Here is a 17,381-nt window from a genome sequence, read left to right as displayed (position 1 = left end):
TCGACGGTGTGCCGGTGTGTTCGTGTCTGGTCGCGGCCGGTCAGGTCGAGGGCCGCGAGGTCGTCACCGTCGAGGGCCTGGCGGACTTCGCCAAGCACCGCGAGGACGCCCACCCGGGCGGAGCCTGCGGCTCCGGCGGCTGCGGTACCTCCCTGGACGCCGCCCAGCGCTGGCAGGCCAAGGGCAGCGACGGCCAGACCGGCGAGGGCGCCGAACTCTCCCCGATCCAGCAGGCGTTCATCGACGCCGGCGCCGTGCAGTGCGGCTTCTGCACCCCGGGTCTCCTGGTCGCCGCCGACGAGCTCCTGGAGCGCAACGACTCGCCGTCCGACGCGGACATCCGCGAGGCCCTGTCCGGCAACCTCTGCCGCTGCACGGGCTACGAAAAGATTTTGGACGCGGTCCGCCTGGCCGCGGCCCGCCAGGAACGTCAAGCACTCCAGGAAGGCGCGGTCTGATCATGGCTGGAACCACCACCGGTATCCCCAGGAACGTCACCCAGGGTTCGCAGACGAAGGGCGGCATCGGCGAGTCGACGCTGCGCCCGGACGGCACCCTCAAGGTGACCGGCGAGTTCGCGTACTCCTCGGACATGTGGCACGAGGACATGCTGTGGGGCCAGACGCTCCGCAGCACCGTCGCGCACGCCGAGATCGTGTCGATCGACACCTCCGAGGCGCTCGCCATGGACGGCGTCTACGCCGTTCTGACGCACGACGACCTGCCGGCCGCGAAGAACTACGGCATGGAGTTCCAGGACACCCCGGTACTCGCCTACGGCAAGGTCCGCCACCACGGTGAGCCGGTCGCCCTCGTGGCCGCCGACCACCCGGAGACCGCGCGCCGCGCCGCCGCGAAGATCAAGATCGAGTACAAGGAGCTGCCCCTCATCACCGATGAGGCATCGGCGACCGCTCCCGACGCGATCCTGGTCCACGAGAACCGGGACGACCACCACGCCGCCCACGTCCCGCACCAGAACATCGTGCACCACCAGCCGATCATCCGGGGCAACGCCGCCGAGGCCGCCAAGAAGGCCGACGTCATCGTCACCGGCGAGTACACCTTCGGCATGCAGGACCAGGCCTTCCTCGGCCCGGAGTCCGGCCTCGCGGTGCCGTCCGAGGATGGTGGCGTCGACCTGTACGTGGCCACGCAGTGGCTGCACTCGGACCTCAAGCAGATCGCCCCGTGCCTCGGCCTGCCCGAGGAGAAGGTGCGTATGACGATGGCCGGCGTCGGCGGCGCGTTCGGCGGCCGCGAGGACATCTCGATGCAGATCCTCGCCTCCGTGCTCGCGCTGCGCACGGGCAAGCCGGTGAAGATGGTCTACAACCGCTACGAGTCCTTCTTCGGCCACGTGCACCGCCACCCGGCGAAGCTCTACTACGAGCACGGCGCCACCAAGGACGGCAAGATCACGCACATGAAGTGCAAGATCGTGCTCGACGGCGGCGCCTACGCGTCGTCCACGGCCTCGGTCGTCGGCAACGCCGCGTCCCTCTCGGTGGGCCCGTACGTCATCGACGACGTCGACATCGTGGCGATCGGCCTCTACTCCAACAACCCGCCCTGTGGCGCCATGCGCGGCTTCGGCGCTGTCCAGGCGTGCTTCGCGTACGAGGCGCAGATGGACAAGCTGGCCGCGAAGCTGGGCATGCACCCGGTGGAGTTCCGGCAGCTCAACGCGATGGAGGAGGGCACGATCATGCCGACCGGGCAGCCGGTCGAATCGCCCGCCCCGGTCGCCGAACTGCTGCGCATGGTCAAGGCCCGCCCGATGCCGCCCGAGCGCCAGTGGGAGACCACCGACGGCGCCGACGTCCGCGCGCTGCCCGGCGGTCTGTCGAACACCACGCACGGCGAGGGCATCGTCCGCGGTGTCGGCTACGCGGTCGGCATCAAGAACGTCGGCTTCTCCGAGGGCTTCGACGACTACTCGACCGCCAAGGTGCGCCTGGAGGTCATCAACGGCGAGCCCGTCGCGATGATCCACACGGCCATGGCGGAGGTCGGCCAGGGCGGTGTCACCATCCACGCGCAGATCGCCCGTACCGAGCTCGGCGTGCAGCAGGTGACCATCCACCCCGCCGACACCCAGGTGGGCTCGGCCGGTTCGACGTCCGCGGGCCGCCAGACGTACATGACCGGCGGCTCCATCAAGAACTCCTGCGGCATCGTGCGCGAGAAGGTCCTGGAGATCGGCCGGCGCAAGTTCGGCTCGCACCACCCGGCGTGGGCCACCGCCGAACTCCTCCTGGAGGGCGGCAAGGTCGTCACCGACGGCGGCGAGGTCCTCGCCACCATCGTGGACGTCCTGGAGGACGAGGTCCTGGAGGTCGAGGAGGAGTGGCGGCACCGCCCCACCGAGCCCTTCGACCGCGTCACCGGTCAGGGCAACGGCCACGTCCAGTACGCCATCGCCGCGCACCGCGCGGTCGTGGAGGTGGACACGGAGCTGGGGCTCGTCAAGGTCGTCGAACTGGCCTGCGCCCAGGACGTCGGCAAGGCGCTCAACCCGCTCTCCGTCATCGGCCAGATCCAGGGCGGCACCACCCAGGGCCTGGGCGTCGCGGTGATGGAGGAGATCATCGTCGACCCGAAGACCGCGAAGGTGCGTAACCCCTCCTTCACGGACTACCTCCTCCCGACCATCCTCGACACCCCGACCATCCCGGTCGAGTACCTCGAGATGGGCGACCCCGCCGCGCCGTACGGAGTGCGCGGCATCGGTGAGGCCCCGACCCTGTCGTCCACCCCGGCGGTCGTCGCGGCGATCCGCAACGCGACGGGCCTGGAACTCACCAAGACGCCGGTCCGCCCCGAGCACCTCACCGGGACCTGACCGGGACCTGACCGGCCTCGGGCGGCGGCGCGCGCGTTTCGGTCCGCCGCGCCGCCGCCCGGGACCACCCGTCGCGTGCGATTCGGGAGGGGCGAGGGCGCGGACGGCGTGCCCTGAGGGGCTTGGTCTCGTTCTTAGGAACGTACTTATTAGACGTACGATTCTAAGAACCCCGGGGTCGACGCCGTTCGGAGCCGCGGCGGTAAGTGCGGCAGCTCCGGCTACGTTGAGGCGCCAGCGATGCTATGCGGCCGAGGCGTCACGGCCGTCAAGGTCTGGATACCCTCCGGACGGCCGACCGAGTGGCAGGGGCCGATTCGGCTTCCTGCGCGGCCATGACCTCGTCGCCGTGCTCGAAGGCCCACGCGCCGATGGCGTCGATGGGTGCCAGCAAGGTCCGTCCCAGATCCGTGAGTTCGTACTCCACCCGCGGTGGTGCTGCCGCATGCGTCGCGCGCCGGGCCACCAGTCCGTTGAACTGCAGGCGCCGCAACGTCTCGGTGAGGACCTTGGAGCTGATGCCCCCGATCCGCTCCCGCAGTTCGACGGGGCGCCTGGGACCGTCGCGCAGCGCCCAGAGCACCACGGCGTTCCACGTGTTCGAGAGCAGGTCGAAGGCGAGGCGGGCACGGCAGTCGGCGAGGAAAGCGTCGGTCGTCACGTACCAAATGGTGCCCGAGCGGCCTCCTAGCGTCGTTCCGAACGGTCGAACAGGCACTGAGAGGAAACGCGTGATGAGAATCGGCGTGCTGGGAACGGGCAACATGGCGGACGCACTCGCCACCCACTGGACGCGGGCCGGTCACGAGGTGGCCATCGGCGGGCGGGACGCGCACAGGGCGGAGCGGCTCGCGGCGCGCATCGGAGGCGGTGCGAAGGCTGTCGGTCTGCGTGAGGCGGCCGAGTTCGGCGAGGTGGTGCTGGCAGCACTGCCCTTCGGCGCGGGGGCAGTCGTGGCACAGGAGCTGCGGGAGTCGCTGGCCGGGCGGGTGCTGCTGGACTGCTCGAACCCGGTCGGTCCGGGCTTCCGGCTGCTGACCGAAGGAGGCCCCTCGGCCGCGCAGCGGCTGGCCGCGGCGGCACCGGGAGCACACGTGGTCAAGGCGTTCAACCTCTGCCATGAGGACGTGTGGCGCATGCGGCCACCCGTCTTCGACGGGCGGCCACTGGCCGTTCCGGTCTGCGGGGACGACGAGGCCGCAGTCGTGCGCGTACACGAGTTGGTACGCCATGTGGGCTGTGAGCCCTTGGCGGGCGGCGGTCTCGAACGGGCGGGGTTGCTGGAGGCGACCGCCGCGCTGTTCATCGCCCTGTGGGTCGGGGAGGGAGCGGACGCCCAGGCGATCGCCCCTCCGCTGGCCTATGCGGCCGGACCTACAGGCCGGGCGCTCGATGGTTGAGCCGGGCGCTCCTCCAGGCGTACGCGGAGAAGACCGCCGCCTATGTCGGGCGGATCCGTGGCACCTGGTGTCCGCAGTTGTCGAGGCCGAGCCCGCACTGCGAAGTGGCGTATGCGGTCGGTCCGGACTGTGACGACCAAGATCACATCGGCGGCACTCCGCCAGTGCGACACGAACACTCTCCCGCCAAAACACCCATATGTCGCATAGCGTCACCCGAATGCCGCGCATCTGTACCAGTGTGTCCGACGTTGGTGGGATATGACATCACTCGTGTCCTCAACCGCGCCATGGAGCCCGTCCGTCGGCGCGGACTCCTACCCCGATGCCCGTGTGCTCTTGACGCGGGCGTGGACCTTCACGCCGGGCCCCGCGTCCATCCCCGACGCGAGCGCCCTCTTGTGCTACGGCGGCGAGCGAATCGAATTGCGGGAGTCGTCCGAGGCCTTTGAGAAGTTCCTGTCGGAGATGCGTGAGATCCAGGACGAGTTCGACCGTCTGTGGTCCCGTGGCCCGGCCGACGCACGGCACAGGGAATGGGCTGGGCGCACCCGCCATGTCTGAGGTCTACAGAGACTACGCAGTGGGCGGAACCCCCCTTGAGCCGGATGCGACGGCATGGTCCTATGGGCCGGGCGCGACGGCCTGGTCCTATGAGTCGGGCGCGACGGCCTGGTCCTACACGGACTACGGGCAGCCCTATGTCGTGGCCGCGCAGCAGCCGCCGTTGACTCCGTTCGTTCCCTTGGACCCATCATGGGACCCGGCGGAAGAGCTGGAACATCTGCTGAGGGACCAAGCCGCAGCCGACGACGCCGCGTTCCTCCCCGACACCTCGTTCCTCTCCGACGCCGCGTTCCTCGCGGAGCCCACTCCGGAGCCCAGTGAGGAGATGGCCGCCGAGGAACGTCTCACAGGTCTGGCGCAGATCACCTCAGAACTGCCACCCGTACGCACCATGCCCGCGCACCGCCGTGTCCAGCCGCGAAGGCCCACGCTCAGCCGGCTGCAGAGAGCCAGTTACTTCATCGCCGCGGTAGCTGCTGTCGTCGTCTCGATGGTCAGCGTGCTCGGGGGAATGCTCACGTACGACCCTCTTCGCCAACTCGCCGGTATCCACGCCCCCTACAGCTCAGGCTGGCCGCTGCTGGTCTACGGCCCCTGGGTGGTGGCCACCCTGTCCATCCTGCGCGCCGCGCTCCACCGGCGTCGCGCGGCGCACTCCTGGTCCGTTGTGCTGTTCTTCTCCAGCATCGCCATGTTCCTGTGCATCGCCCAGGCACCCAGGACCATCACCGGCGCGGCGACCGCGGCTCTTCCCGCTCTCGCGGCCCTCGCCTGTTTCCAGCAGCTCGTCCGCCAGATCACGCTCACCCGTCCACCCCGCAAGGCCGTCCGCCGACGCCGCGCGTCCGCACCGCCCCCCTCCACCTACCGTCACCCGAAGCAGATTCCCAAGCAGAAGACCGGCGCCCGAGTCCCTCGGGGCCCGAGGGAGCCGTAGCGCCGGACGGAGTCGGCGGTCGGTCCAGTGGGAGTCCCGGGCATACGGGGGGAGGGGGGAGCTGGGGGGCGCGGACATGGAGGGTGGAGGTCCCCCGTCCATGCCGGCCGGCCGCTCTTCCCGTCGTGCGTTCATACGGCCTGTCCGCGTGCGTGACCCGACGGCCGCGGCCGACACCTGCACTGCGCACCGACCGCACCCCCGACCCCACGGCCCACGGTCCCGGCCGGGGGCTCACTCTGGTCGAGGCCCTCGCCGCGCACTGGGGCACGGCGGACCGCGTCGTCGGCAAGACGGTCTGGGCGGAGCTGGCCCTGCGAGGGCCATCAGTGGACATCGGAATTAGTTCCGAACTGCCCTCATGGCATGACACCGACTGAGGCTGTGACCTATTCGGAGCTGTCCAAGCGTCCGGGGGACGTGGCTGAGCGGCTCACAAGGACCGAGCGCCTCCGGATCGAGCGGCGCGACGGCGCTGACCTGGTGCTGACCACCATGGAGCGCGAGGAGCGCCGCGAAGAGGCGGTCACCACCATCGCTCACACCTTCGCCGCGCTGATAAAGACCGACGACGGAGCCCGTGCACTTCTGCTCGCGCTTCCCGAGATCTTCCCGTGGGTGCGCCACCTCGACGAAGACGAAGTGCGGGAAATGACGGTTGAGCTGGTCAACGCCGTACGGGACGCCGCTGAGCTGGATGTCTTCGGCCCACTGAACGGAGTGGTGGCCGGCTGGAAGGCCACGGCGCGGATCAAGGCCGATCCCGACGAGTACGCCGAGGCTCTCAGGCTCAGGGCCGACCATGACACCGACTTTGGGCCGGTGACCGCTCCGTGACACCCAAGAGGGGGGATCGGGCGGCGCCGCCGCCACTTGTGCGCGTACGCGAGTTGGTGCGCGACGCGGGCTGCGAGCCCCTGGCGGCGGCGGTCTCGAACGGGCGGGGCTGCTGGAGGCGACCGCCGCGCTGTTCATCGCCCTGTGCGTCGGAGAGGGAGCGGACGCCCAGGCGATCGCCCCGCCGCTGGCCTACGCGGCCGGACCTACAGCCCGAGCGCGTACGTAACGAAGGACGACCAGGCGGCCGGGGGGACGGCGAGCTGGGGGCCGGTCACGTTCTTGGAGTCGCGGACGTGGATGGTGGAGGGGCAGGCGGCGATCTCGACGCACTCGCCGCCTTCGCCGCCGCTGTGGCTGGACTTGCGCCACTCGACGGCGACCTCGATGCAGTCGCCGCCCTCGCCGCCGCTGTAGCTGCTCTTGAACCAGTGGAGCTGCTCGATGGTCATCGACGTTCTCCCAGCTTCTTCTCGATCAGGGACAAGGACTCCCGGGGCGACAGGGCCCGCGCCCGCAGGATCCCATAGCGCTCGGCGAAGACACCGACTTCTTCGCGATTGGTGATCAGTCGGGAGTACCCCTGGATCTCCGTGTAGGCCACCTGATGCCGCCCCTTGGGAGTCAACAGGATGAACTTACCGTCCATGCAGGGGTGTTCCTCGTGGCTGGTGGGCATCACCTGAAGCTCAACGGTCCGCAGCTGCCCGATGTCCAGCAACCGCCGCAACTGCTCCTCGTGGACGGCGCCTCCTCCGATCGGTCGGTCGAGCACGGACTCCTCCACCACGAAGCTGAACGTCGGTGCGGGCCAGCGTTCGAAGATCTTCTGTCGGTCCATCCGGTCGGCCACACGCTTCTCGATGGTTGCCTCGTCCAGCAGCGGCCTCCGCTGCCTGAAGATCGCCCGCGCGGTGTCCTCGGTCTGAAGCAACCCAGGAATCGCCTGATTGCTGTAGTCGTGCACCGCGACGGCCTCGGCCTCCTCTTTCGCGTAATCCCGGAACCAGTCCGGATGTCGCGTCCGCGCCTTCGCCAGCGCCTCCTCCACGTCCGGGACCGCCGCCTTCAGTACACCCTCGGCGCCCAGGAAGTCGTCGACCCGGACCAGGAAATCCGGCTGCGGTGTCCGTACGCCCCGCTCGATCGAGGAAATCAGATCCTCCCCGCAGTGCACCCCGACGCCCAGCTCCCGCTGACTCAGCCCGGCCCGTTCCCGGAGCACCTTGATCTGTTTCCCGAGCGCCCTGAACAGATGCGCCGTACCGTCCACTTCAGCCGGCCGCTCCGGCCGCTCGTCCCGTCGTGCGTCCCACATGCTCGTACCGCCTGTCCGCGTGCGTGCCCCAACGGTCACGGCCGACACCCGCACTGTGCACCGACCGCACCCGTACCATTACCCAGCGTCGTGACGTCACTCCTGGTCAGGGTAGGCCGCACCGGACACGCTCGGTGACATGAATGCCGAAACCGCCACCCCTACGGTGCAGTTCACCCAACGCCTCAGCGCCACCCGCCGGGGCGCCCGCCTCGCCCGCCACCTGGCCGCCCACCAACTCGACGTCTGGGGCTTCCCTTACGGCGGGGACTTCTCCGACGCGGCCGCCCTGCTCGTATCGGAACTCGCCACGAACGCCATCACCCACGCCCGCGTCCCGGGCCGCGACTTCCAGCTGCGCCTCGCGCTCACCGCGACGACTCTTCGTATCGAGGTCTCCGACGCCCGCGCCGACCGCACCCCGACCTCAGGCCCCACGACCCCGGCCCCTGACTCCGAGACCGGCCGGGGGCTCATCCTGGTCGAGGCGCTCGCCACGCGCTGGGGCACGGCGGACCGCCTCGTCGGCAAGACAGTCTGGGCGGAACTGGTCCTGCCCTAGGCGCGCTGGGGCCCTACCCGCCGAAGGCAGGGAGAGCGAGGGCGATCATCCCGACGAGGCCGACGCAGACGATGCCCAGTGCGAAGACGGCGTCCCAGGCCGTACGGGGCCCGATTCGCAGACGGCCACGTAGTTCGATTTCCGCGAGTTGTAGGCGACCCGGACGGTCGGGCCCTTGGGCTTGCTGTAGACGGGGCGGGTCACGCCGTTGGTGTCCGTGTACGCGTAGGTGTTGCTGATCCTCTCCGCGTCGACGGTGATGCCGTACCGGGGCAGATACCAGTGCAGGAACGCCAGCCACAGCGCCGCGCCGCCGAACGCGGTGACCCCCGCGCCGACGGCGCCGACGAGCAGGACCCCGATGGTGGAGAGTGCGTCTCCCAGATCCTGACGCCCACGGACAGGGCGATGAGGGCGAGGCCGACGGCAAGCGCCCACCGCTTGGCGAGGCGCAACAGCGGGTCATCCTCCCCGGGGGTCGTTCAGGGTGCGGGTGGTGACGAGCGTCGAACCGTCGTCCGTCTCGTCCCCGTCGGCCCGTTCGGGCAGGGCGTCGTTCACGGCGTCGGCGAAGACGGTGCCGGCGGCCTCGCTCACCCCCTCGACCCGGTGCACGGCCGGCGCGGCCCCGGCCGGAGCCGTCAACTCGACGGCGACGGCCCGCCCTTCGGCGCGGACCCGCGCGATCGCCGCGAGGGAGATGCGCGGCTCCTGGCGGGGCGGCGCAGGAGCAACGCCTCGCCCTCGGAGCGGTGGCCGACGCACGCACGCCGATTGCACTCCGCCCCCGGCCCTCGATCTCATCTTGATCGAGGGTCTCCACGCTTGCTGAGGCACGGCGGACCGCGACGTAGGCAAGACGGTCCGAGCGGACCTGGTTCTTGGAGGTCAGCCGATGCGACCGATGTGAATCACCACGATGGTGATCGTCTCGTTGGAGATTTCGTACATCACGCGATACTGACCGACGTGCATGCGACGCAGATCAGGTGAGCCGTATTCGGCTGAACCTGGTGGGCGAGGCTCCTCCGCCAATAGATCGACAGAGGCGAAAACCTGCCGCAGACCATCGGGGTCGTCCTTGAGGAAGCGCGTGGCGGCGTCGGTGGCCTGCAGCCGCCAGATGATCTGATAGCTCACTCACGCCCCAGGCCGAGCCGTGCACGGACTTCTTCGTGGGGCACACCGGCGACTGTGCCGGCCGCTTGCTCTGCCCGGTACTCCGCGAGAGCCAGCGCGTCCTCCAGGTCGGCCAGTTCCTGCGGGTTTATCAGCACGGCCGCAGGCTGGCCGTGATCAGTGATCGTGATGCGCTCGCGGGCATGCGAGGCCCGCCTGACCAGCGATCCGAAGCGGGCGCGGGCTTCGGTGATAGGCAGCGTCTGGCTCATGCGGGAAGTGTACACTTCCCGCCTCTTCTTTGTGGGCCCTCAACCGCATGGGCGGACGACGCCGCCTCAGCACGGAGTGCTGGCCCGTCGGGTTGTACGTCTACGCGACATCAACCCCACGCCACACGGCCCGCGCTACGTGAGCCGGGGACTTCGTGTACGGCGAAGGCCTCGCCATCGGGGACGGGAGCATCTCGACGGAGAACCTGCCCCGCTGCGGGGGGCTGGACCGTCGCGCGGGCCGTCGCGTCGTAGGCGCGCTGGTGAGGGACTCACGTTCCAGTGACGGGGGGAGGTCCTCACGGTCGTCCGCAGTGGAATAACTGCCGCGCCAGTCCGGGATCCGGTCCGCTGCGAGCTCGAGCTTTCGCGGGCCGCTATCCGTCACTGCACACGTTCCATTAAGTGTTCAGCACGGCGGCATTTCGTATCCTTCGGAATCCTGCAATATTGCGGTCAGCTGACACTAATTCCCGGGTCGGGCTGCCCGGATCTCCCCGTCGCCGAGGTCCGTGAGTCGAGGGCGGTCAGGAGCGCGGACATCGATCGGTTCATGCGCATGATGCACCTACTCGGATTCCGCCGCCCACGCGCTCACGCTCCACACGTCCCCTTGCCCCAGCTGCCGACCGCGTCGCTGCCCATCGTCGTTCACGATCACCGTCACATGTGCGGCACGGGCGCGGAAGCGGTGTTCGAAGAAGCCGCCTTGGTCCACGTCCTTCAGACAGGTTGCTTCGGGGACCTGAGACAGAGCTTCCCACAGGTCCGACCAGGACAGGTATCGCGGGAAGTCGACGCCTGTTCCCTCGCGCCACTTCTCCGCGAGTTCGCGGCCCCAGGCCAGCCGGTGCAGTTCCAACGTCGCGCTGGCCATCACCCAGGCCGTCGGGGTGGCGTTGAAGGAGAACTCGACGAATCCATAGTCCCGACGCATGCTGAGCCCCGATGCGTCGACATCGTCGAAGGAAGCGCAGTCGATCGCCCGGTCGACCTCGTCGAGCGTGGAGCCGGGGCCGATTCCATGCAATCGCCCCGTCGTGATGAGTGAGACAAGAAGAGAATACGCCAATGACGAGTTGGTCCGGGACGCTCTCGTGTCCTAGTCCGAGCGCTCGGCCAGCGCTCGGAACTCATGTAGCGCGGCTGAATAGTCCGACCTGGCGGCATCGCTACCGGAGAGCTGAAGCAACTTGGTGGCTGCGAGCTCCTCCGCAGCGAGAAGCACCGCTTCTGTAATCTCTCGCTTGCTGGCCCTGGCCAGTAGGTTATTCCCGGAGGAGATGGAAAATGTCCCGGTTTTATCTCGCTGGAATGTGAGCCCGAAAGATGTGTCGGTTCCGGTGAAGTGCAAAGTCCTTGCTCGGCTATTCAAAAATTGTGCCAGATTGTCGAGGAGTAGCGTCACGGAGAGGTAGATCATCATTCCCTGGTCCGGAGTTCGCCCCTCGGAGGAGCTTTCCCCGAGGTCGCCGATGCAGGCGATGTCTCCGAGGTCGAAGCCGCTGGGGTCGCCCTGTTCTGCCCGAACGGAAAACTTAATCTTGATCATGGCGTATAGCTCTTTCCCACCGGGAAGAAGGTGATGATCCGATTCGAGTCTGTCGAATCGACAATTAGCCGATATCTGGCCCGCATTCCGTTGACGCTCATTCGTTTCTCGAAAGTCTGGATCGTGCGGGCAGGATCGGATACCCGTGTTCCCTTCTCCATCACGGTGTGTGCAGCCGCTTCTACTTGTGCGCGCGTGGTTGTGGGGGGCATGAGGTCGCCGTGGCCAGAGTTATGGTTACCTGCGATATGGCGCTGATCGACATGTATCCATCCTTCCTTGGGGTTACCATTCTCCAGCCTCGGTTTCGCGCGACAGAGTGCGAGGCCGAAGGGATCTATCCATGCGTGCGGATTGGGGCCGTACCAGTGATGATTCGGCCCGCCGTTGAGACCGATTGGGTCGGGGCATGTGTAGCGGGCGATTTCAGGGTCGTAATAGCGGAAGTAGTTGTAGTGAAGCCCTGTTTCCGGGTCGAAATACTGTCCTGGGAAGCGCAGTGGCGTATATGCAGTGCTCGTGGCTGCCCAGGTCGTCGTACCCCATAGTGCGCTGCGGGTGCGCCAGGCCACGATCCCCGACTCGTCGATGAGTTCGTTCGGGGTTCCAATGAGATCGGTGACGATGGTGAAGAAGCGCTCGTCGATTGCCTCCTGCGGGGCGTCAACTGTGACGATCCGTTCTGTTTGGGCTATCGGGTGCAGGTCGTCGTAGTCCCAGGTGAGAGTTACTGGGTTGGGCAGTGTTTCGGCGGAAGTGGTCTGCTCGCAGAGCGTCGACACGTCCCAGGTGAACGAGGTCTGTTCCAGCACGGTTTGGCCGTCGTTGCCGAGGTGCTGTTTGGCTGTGCGGCGGCCAATTGGGTCGTACAGGTAGCGCCACACCTTGCCGTCCGGCGTCGTGACGGAGGTGAGGCGGTCTTCGACGTCCCATTCGTAGCGCCAGGTGTCGGGCTTGCGCGACAGCCGGCCCTTCTGACGAAGGACGATGCGGCCCTGTGCGTCATGTTTGTAGCGGACGTTACCGGCTCGGGTGATACGTGTGCCGGAGTATGTGCGCGGGCCCGCGGCCTCGTGACCAGGGTGGGAGGAGGGCCAGGACACGTCGGTCTGGTTGCCGGCCTCGTCGTAGGCGTAGCGTTCGGCCCAGTTGGCCGCGTGGACGGCAGTGACACGGGAGGCAGCGTCGAGGTCGAAGTTCCTGTTGCCGGAGAGCTGGTCGGCGATACCGACGAGGTTGCCGTCCGCACGGTACGTGTAAGCGCGGTGCTGAAGGGCGCGGTCGTGGCCGGTGACACGTTGGTCGGTAAGGCGGCCCAACACGTCGAAGGTCTGCTTGAGTGTGACCGTCTCGCCGATGTGGCGGGCCAGCTCTTGGCCCGCAGCGTCGTATTCGAAGGTGAGTGTGCGGCCCGACGTAGTGAGCTCGGTGCGGCGGCCTGCTGCGTCGTACGTCCAGGCACTTACGACCCCGCTGGGGGTTGTCCGGCCTTTTCGGCGGCCCAGGGCATCGTGGTCGAAAGTGAGCTTGCGGCCATTCACAGTCTCGGACCTGAGGCGTCCGAACCGATCCCTCAGCCGGGTCAGGGTGGCGTCTGGACCGACTGCCCCGGAGAGTTCGTCGAAAATGTCGTACTCGAAGGTGGTGACCGAGCCTTCGGCGTTCTTGCGCACGACCTGGCCGAGCTCATTGTGTTTGTACCGGATGCTCTGGCCGAGTCCGTTTGTTCGGGAGGTGAGGCGGCCAGCTGCATCATACGTGTACGTGAGTGTGCGATCGTCGAAGTCGGTCTCGGTTATGAGCCGGCCGGCCGGGTCGTAACCGTAGCTCCAGGTCAGCCCTTGCGGGTTGGTGACTTGTGTGAGTTGGAGATTGGTGTTGTGGGTCAATTCGTACCGCGCGCCGTCCGGCCCGGTACGTGCCATGAGCAGGTCGAAATCTGTGTACTCGTAGGTGGAGACCCCGCCCATTGCGTCGGTGTGGCTGATGCAGTTGCCCTCGCCGTCATAGGACCAGGACTGCTCGCTGCCGTCCGCCTCAACACGGCGTGTGAGCTTGCCCTCGACAGTCCACTCTAGGCGGGTGATCGCACCGAGTGCGTTGATGATGGCAGTCGGTCGGCCGAAGGAATCCCGCTTGTACCGAGTCACCGAGCCCAGCGGGTCAGTGATCTCGACGGGGAGCCCTGCCTTGTCGCAGCGCACGGTCGTGGTGTGGTCCAGGGCGTCCGTCACCGATGTGAGGTGTCCCACCTCGTTGTACGAGAACCGCGTGGTCGTGCCAGATGCATCGGTCACTGAAGTGCGGTTGCCGCGATCGTCATAAGTCTGGCGCGTGATCCTTCCGTCGGCGCCGGCCACACGGGTGGGGAGCCCAAGCTCGTTGTAGTCGGCCGATAGCTTGCGCTCGTCCGGGCGCACCGCTGTCGTCAGACGACCTGAGTCGTCGTACGAGCATCGGCTGACATGACCGAGCGGGTCTGTGACGGACAGCAGCCGGTTGTAACGGTCGCGCTCGAAGCGCGTTACGGCACCGTTCGCATCGATCTCGGCGACGACCTGAACGCGTTCGTTGATGAGGAAGCGCTCGGTGTGGCCCAGTCCGTCGGTGACCGACGTCAGTCGCAGGCCGCTCTCGGGGTCCGTGTCGTCCCAGGTGAAGCGCGACTCGAGGTGCCCGTTGGCGCCGGACTGGGCGATGCAGCGGTCCTGGTCGTCGTAGACGTAGTGGAAGAGGCTTCCGTTGGTGTCGGTCCAGGAGGTGATGCGCCCGCGCTCGTCGTAGTCGAAGCGCAGCGGGCAGCCCGAGGAGTTGGTCACCTCGGTGAGGTGGCCGTCGGTGTAGCCGTACCGGAGGATCAGCTGGTCGGTGCCGTCCGGGGCGGCGTCCGCCAGATGCAGGGCGGTGATGCGGCCTTCGTGAGTGGTGAGCTTCAGGTGGTAGCCGCCGTGGTGGACGATCGAGCTCGGGGCTCCGGCTTCGTCGTACTCGAAGGAGATCCAGCGGCCGTTGCGGTCGTCGATCTGGGTGAGCACGGCGAGTTCGGCACTGCGCGTCGCGAAGCGCCGGACCTCGCCGGTGCCAGGATCAGTGACCGTGTAGTCCCCGTCGATGTCGATGTTCAGGGGCCAGCGTCGGCCATGGGTGGGCATGACGGGGACGCCCGGTGCGGGGTGCGGGTACGCCAGCAGACTGCCTTCGTCGCCGACAAAGATCACGCCCTCGGCGTCGATCTCCAGGTGCTGGTCAATGGTGCTCGCCCACGTCGCGCCGAACCAGCGGCCCGCCCTGTAGGACGACTGGAAGGTGCGCTGGAGCACCAGGGGCAGTGAGCCGGGCAGAGTGATGTCAGTTTGCGGAAGGACCATTCGGCCAGTCGCGACATCAATGGGGTCCTTCCGGCAGATCAGCTCGACGAGATGCTGCCCTGAGCCGTTGGGGTCCTTGTCGTGGCCGCTGCGGGCGGGGTTCTTCGGGGTGTCAGGCAGGCCCTTGGCCGCTCCGCCGATTCCCTTGGCGCCGCCCGCGCCCTTGGTCCCGAAGAGCTCGGGTATCGCCCTGCCCCAGAACTCGGTCGGGTCCGCCTTGAAGGCCTCCCACGCGTTCTTCAGCGCCCTGTCCGGGTTGGCCGCCGTCGACACGATCCCGGACAGGGTCATGCTGACGTTCTTGTAGTACTCGGCCGGGTGCGCGAGGTTGTACGGGTCCAGCGGGTTGACCGAGCGGACGAAGTTGACGAGGCCGATGACGCCTTTGGTCGCGCCGCCGGCGAAGTGCAGCATCTCGGTGCTCGTGCCGATGGCGTAGTCCATGGCGTCGTACTTCAGACGGTCCACGGCCGAGGGCTCGGCAGGGGCGTGGGCCATGGCTGTCGCGATGGCCTTCTTCGCCGCCTCCGCCACCACGTTGCGCTGGCGACGGGCATCGGTGAGGAGCTCGTGGGCCTCCTTGCGCTGGGCGGCGCCCGGGTCGCTGAAGGGGGCTGGCACGGGGAGCGGGTTGTCGCCGTTGAGGGCGGCCTTGTAGGCGTCGACCTTCTTGTCGTGGGCCTCGGCCGCCGACTTCGAGGACTCGGTGCCCTTCTTGTAGAGGGCGATGGCCTGCTTGGCTCGGGCCTGGGCCCAGCCGAGGGTGCTGACGTATGCCGCGAGGGCCTTGGCCGCGTCGTCGAAGGCGTCCGAGGCCTGGAGCCACTTCACGGGCAGGGCCCCGGCCGAGCGGCGGAAGGCTTCGGCCGCCTGGCCGATCCAGTGGCTGGAGTCCAGGCTCTTCAGGCCCTGGCCGACGCTGTCGAAGGCGGACTTGAAGTCACGCAGGTTCTGGATGGTCGCGTTGATCTCACCGGGGTTGCCGTGAACGAGTTCGTTGGCCTCCTCGGTCTCACCGAGCTGCGCCTCGCCGACCTCGGCGCCCAGCCAGGACGCGGCGCTGTCACCCCAGTCCTCGACCTTGTCGGCGTAACCCTCCGCGCCGATGTATTCAAGGCCGTCGCCGAGCTTGTCCGTGGCGTGGTCGACGCCCTCGCCGAGCGCCTTCGCACCGGATTCGATGCCGTCGCTGATGCCGTCCCCGATGGCTTGGACGCCGTCGCCGAAGGCCTTGCCCCAGTCGCCCATCAGCTGTCCTCCTTGGCCCGCTCGACGGCCGCCTCGGTCGGGGCGAGCTCCTCGCGCATCTTCTGCTCCGTCGCCTCACGCATGTCCGGGTCGATCAGGCCCCAGCGCTCCATGTCGTCCAGCTGGGCTTCCTGAGCGTCGTACGCCGTGTCCTTCCAGTTCTGCTTGACCTCGGAGTGCGCCTGGCTGAACGATTCGTCGCTCCAGTCCGCACCGTCCTGCGGCTTCTGCGATTTGATCTCGTCCCAGCTCTTGGCCTTGACGTCTTCCTCGCTCAGATGCGGGTTTCCGTTGAACGCGTTCGTCGCGATCTTGATCGTGCCCTTGACGTACTGGTCCTGTTCGTGGAGGGCGCCTGCCGACAGGCCCAGCGCGCCCGTGAGGACGTTCGCCCGCTGCATCAGGTCGCGTACGCCCCATCCCCAGCGCTCGCAGAACGTCTCGAACTGCTCGGCCAGGCCCGAGTGCCCCAGCTGTACGCCCGTCAGCGACAGCTGCGAGAAGCCTCGGCCGGTGACGGCCTGTTGGCCGACGTTGAGGTCCTTCAGCTCGGAGTGGGCCTTGTCGATGCCCTTCGCGATCCGGTCCAGCGCGGTCTTCGATACCGCGACGTCTCCCTTGCCACCACTCACCGCGCACCCCCGAGTTCGACGACCGCCGCGTCGGGTACGACGCCCTCGACCGGCGGGAAGAGCACTCCGTCCTCGCCGCCCGCGTCCAGGGCGACCCCGGCGGGCATGCCCAGCGTCGGCACCATCACGTCCAGCAGCCGCGCGCCGAGGACGGTCTGGTACGTCCACTCGCGCTGGGCGTCCCCGCGGGCGTGGGCGAACCGGGCCAGCGCCTCCTCGTGGGAGAACGCGCAGATCCACCGGATGCCGCCCTGATCGGCGGTCCACAGACTGCCGTACGGGTCCACGGGGACCAGGACGGCGGTCCGCCGGAATTCGCCGAGCAACCGCGCAAACGACCTTCGGGTCACGGTCGGTTCATCCTCGGGCGGTGACGCGATGGGCGTCGGCGCGGTGGCATCCTCCGAGTCACGTGTTGCACGTGGTGCGGTGAGTTCGGCCAAATCGGCAAGCTTCGAGGGCGTGCCAGGCCTCGATATGTCATCCCCGTTGTCAGACATGCGACGGATGCTGTCACGAGAGCCTTACTCATAGCAACGGAGATCAGCGATTCGAATGGCTCAAAAGTGCATATATAGCCAGGACTTCACGTGATGTCGGCCCCGAGGTGCCCGTTGGGCATCGGCCGGCACGCGCGCGACGTACGGCGAGGCTTCGAAGCGCCGAAGCGCCCGAACTGATGCTGCGTCTCGCTCGGCGTCACCTGGCCGGCACCGCCGACGTG

At 67.8% G+C, this 17,381-nt stretch carries 19 protein-coding genes and 1 pseudogene; 8 read left to right on the top strand and 12 right to left on the bottom strand.

The window, feature by feature from the left end:
• Positions 1-458, top strand: a 458-nt coding sequence (locus ABT342_RS14900) for a (2Fe-2S)-binding protein (RefSeq protein ID WP_351572432.1), incomplete at its 5' end; no start/stop codon positions are given.
• A gap of 2 nt (positions 459-460) precedes the next feature.
• Positions 461-2,845 carry a xanthine dehydrogenase family protein molybdopterin-binding subunit gene (locus ABT342_RS14895; RefSeq protein ID WP_351572429.1) on the top strand — a complete coding sequence of 795 codons (2,385 nt, stop codon included), beginning with the start codon at positions 461-463 and terminating at the stop codon, positions 2,843-2,845.
• Positions 2,846-3,113: 268 nt separating this feature from the next.
• Here ABT342_RS14895 and ABT342_RS14890 read toward each other — a convergent pair whose 3' ends face one another.
• Positions 3,114-3,506: a winged helix-turn-helix transcriptional regulator gene (locus ABT342_RS14890; RefSeq protein WP_351572427.1), complete on the bottom strand. Its 393-nt coding sequence runs from the start codon at positions 3,504-3,506 to the stop codon at positions 3,114-3,116.
• Positions 3,507-3,579: 73 nt separating this feature from the next.
• Here ABT342_RS14890 and ABT342_RS14885 point away from each other — a divergent pair, with 73 nt between their 5' ends.
• The 5 genes and pseudogenes from ABT342_RS14885 to ABT342_RS14865 all read left to right on the top strand — a co-directional run.
• Entirely contained in the window at positions 3,580-4,245 is a 666-nt protein-coding gene (locus ABT342_RS14885) for an NADPH-dependent F420 reductase (RefSeq protein WP_351572424.1), read from the top strand.
• Between the two features lie 273 nt (positions 4,246-4,518).
• Positions 4,519-4,809 (top strand): hypothetical protein, encoded by a 291-nt coding sequence (locus ABT342_RS14880; RefSeq protein WP_351572422.1) that lies wholly within the window; start codon positions 4,519-4,521, stop codon positions 4,807-4,809.
• Positions 4,810-4,828: 19 nt separating this feature from the next.
• A complete protein-coding gene (locus ABT342_RS14875; RefSeq protein WP_351572419.1) occupies positions 4,829-5,749 on the top strand; it encodes a DUF2637 domain-containing protein in 921 nt (306 codons plus the stop codon).
• A 366-nt stretch (positions 5,750-6,115) separates the two neighbouring features.
• Positions 6,116-6,586 carry a prevent-host-death family protein gene (locus tag ABT342_RS14870; protein WP_351572416.1) on the top strand — a complete coding sequence of 157 codons (471 nt, stop codon included), beginning with the start codon at positions 6,116-6,118 and terminating at the stop codon, positions 6,584-6,586.
• Between the two features lie 35 nt (positions 6,587-6,621).
• A pseudogene (locus ABT342_RS14865) lies at positions 6,622-6,815 on the top strand (NADP oxidoreductase); the annotation flags it as partial.
• On the opposite strand, the gene ABT342_RS14860 reads toward ABT342_RS14865, so the two are convergent.
• Positions 6,793-7,038, bottom strand: coding sequence for a DUF397 domain-containing protein (locus ABT342_RS14860; RefSeq protein ID WP_351572413.1), 246 nt, complete (start codon positions 7,036-7,038; stop codon positions 6,793-6,795). The pseudogene ABT342_RS14865 and the gene ABT342_RS14860 sit on opposite strands and share 23 nt — an antisense overlap.
• A complete protein-coding gene (locus ABT342_RS14855) occupies positions 7,035-7,904 on the bottom strand; it encodes a helix-turn-helix domain-containing protein (protein ID WP_351572410.1) in 870 nt (289 codons plus the stop codon). Before ABT342_RS14855 ends, ABT342_RS14860 begins: the two co-directional genes overlap by 4 nt.
• Before the next feature lie 139 nt (positions 7,905-8,043).
• On the opposite strand from ABT342_RS14855, the gene ABT342_RS14850 reads away from it, so the two are divergent.
• Positions 8,044-8,466: an ATP-binding protein gene (locus tag ABT342_RS14850; protein ID WP_351572407.1), complete on the top strand. Its 423-nt coding sequence runs from the start codon at positions 8,044-8,046 to the stop codon at positions 8,464-8,466.
• Positions 8,467-8,511: 45 nt separating this feature from the next.
• Here the strand turns inward: ABT342_RS14850 and ABT342_RS14845 are convergent, their stop codons facing one another.
• The 9 genes from ABT342_RS14845 to ABT342_RS14805 form a co-directional block, all read right to left on the bottom strand.
• Entirely contained in the window at positions 8,512-8,904 is a 393-nt protein-coding gene (locus tag ABT342_RS14845; protein ID WP_351572404.1) for a hypothetical protein, read from the bottom strand.
• Positions 8,905-8,928: 24 nt separating this feature from the next.
• A complete protein-coding gene (locus tag ABT342_RS14840) occupies positions 8,929-9,231 on the bottom strand; it encodes a hypothetical protein (protein WP_351572401.1) in 303 nt (100 codons plus the stop codon).
• 123 nt (positions 9,232-9,354) lie between these two features.
• On the bottom strand, positions 9,355-9,606 hold the full coding sequence (locus ABT342_RS14835; protein ID WP_351572398.1) for a type II toxin-antitoxin system RelE family toxin: 252 nt from the start codon (positions 9,604-9,606) through the stop codon (positions 9,355-9,357).
• The gene (locus tag ABT342_RS14830; RefSeq protein WP_351572395.1) at positions 9,603-9,857 is read right to left on the bottom strand and encodes a type II toxin-antitoxin system Phd/YefM family antitoxin; all 255 of its coding nucleotides are present in this window, start codon (positions 9,855-9,857) and stop codon (positions 9,603-9,605) included. The genes ABT342_RS14835 and ABT342_RS14830 overlap by 4 nt, the downstream gene beginning before the upstream one ends.
• 568 nt (positions 9,858-10,425) lie before the next feature.
• Positions 10,426-10,887: a hypothetical protein gene (locus ABT342_RS14825; RefSeq protein ID WP_351572392.1), complete on the bottom strand. Its 462-nt coding sequence runs from the start codon at positions 10,885-10,887 to the stop codon at positions 10,426-10,428.
• A 72-nt stretch (positions 10,888-10,959) separates the two neighbouring features.
• A complete protein-coding gene (locus ABT342_RS14820) occupies positions 10,960-11,409 on the bottom strand; it encodes a hypothetical protein (protein ID WP_351572390.1) in 450 nt (149 codons plus the stop codon).
• Entirely contained in the window at positions 11,406-16,025 is a 4,620-nt protein-coding gene (locus tag ABT342_RS14815; RefSeq protein WP_351572387.1) for a putative T7SS-secreted protein, read from the bottom strand. Before ABT342_RS14815 ends, ABT342_RS14820 begins: the two co-directional genes overlap by 4 nt.
• Positions 16,025-16,657 (bottom strand): hypothetical protein, encoded by a 633-nt coding sequence (locus ABT342_RS14810; protein ID WP_351572384.1) that lies wholly within the window; start codon positions 16,655-16,657, stop codon positions 16,025-16,027. The genes ABT342_RS14815 and ABT342_RS14810 overlap by 1 nt, the downstream gene beginning before the upstream one ends.
• Positions 16,654-17,157 (bottom strand): SseB family protein, encoded by a 504-nt coding sequence (locus tag ABT342_RS14805; RefSeq protein ID WP_351572381.1) that lies wholly within the window; start codon positions 17,155-17,157, stop codon positions 16,654-16,656. The genes ABT342_RS14810 and ABT342_RS14805 overlap by 4 nt, the downstream gene beginning before the upstream one ends.
• Between the last annotated feature and the right edge of the window lie 224 nt (positions 17,158-17,381).

The organism is Streptomyces sp. NPDC000410, from assembly GCF_040300305.1.
In the GTDB taxonomy this organism is placed as follows: Bacteria; Actinomycetota; Actinomycetes; order Streptomycetales; family Streptomycetaceae; genus Streptomyces.
Note: the sequence above shows the minus strand (reverse complement) of the source record. Positions and strands in the feature narration are given on the sequence as shown.

Bases quoted from the DNA above. Each gene is read 5' to 3' on its own strand.
- ABT342_RS14805 (WP_351572381.1), bottom strand. From the start codon at position 17,157: ATGTCTGACAACGGGGATGACATATCGAGGCCTGGCACGCCCTCGAAG.
- ABT342_RS14860 (WP_351572413.1), bottom strand. From the start codon at position 7,038: ATGACCATCGAGCAGCTCCACTGGTTCAAGAGCAGCTACAGCGGCGGC.
- ABT342_RS14870 (WP_351572416.1), top strand. From the start codon at position 6,116: ATGACACCGACTGAGGCTGTGACCTATTCGGAGCTGTCCAAGCGTCCG.
- ABT342_RS14820 (WP_351572390.1), bottom strand. From the start codon at position 11,409: ATGATCAAGATTAAGTTTTCCGTTCGGGCAGAACAGGGCGACCCCAGC.
- ABT342_RS14855 (WP_351572410.1), bottom strand. From the start codon at position 7,904: ATGTGGGACGCACGACGGGACGAGCGGCCGGAGCGGCCGGCTGAAGTG.
- ABT342_RS14850 (WP_351572407.1), top strand. From the start codon at position 8,044: ATGAATGCCGAAACCGCCACCCCTACGGTGCAGTTCACCCAACGCCTC.
- ABT342_RS14885 (WP_351572424.1), top strand. From the start codon at position 3,580: ATGAGAATCGGCGTGCTGGGAACGGGCAACATGGCGGACGCACTCGCC.
- ABT342_RS14830 (WP_351572395.1), bottom strand. From the start codon at position 9,857: ATGAGCCAGACGCTGCCTATCACCGAAGCCCGCGCCCGCTTCGGATCG.
- ABT342_RS14815 (WP_351572387.1), bottom strand. From the start codon at position 16,025: ATGGGCGACTGGGGCAAGGCCTTCGGCGACGGCGTCCAAGCCATCGGG.
- ABT342_RS14895 (WP_351572429.1), top strand. From the start codon at position 461: ATGGCTGGAACCACCACCGGTATCCCCAGGAACGTCACCCAGGGTTCG.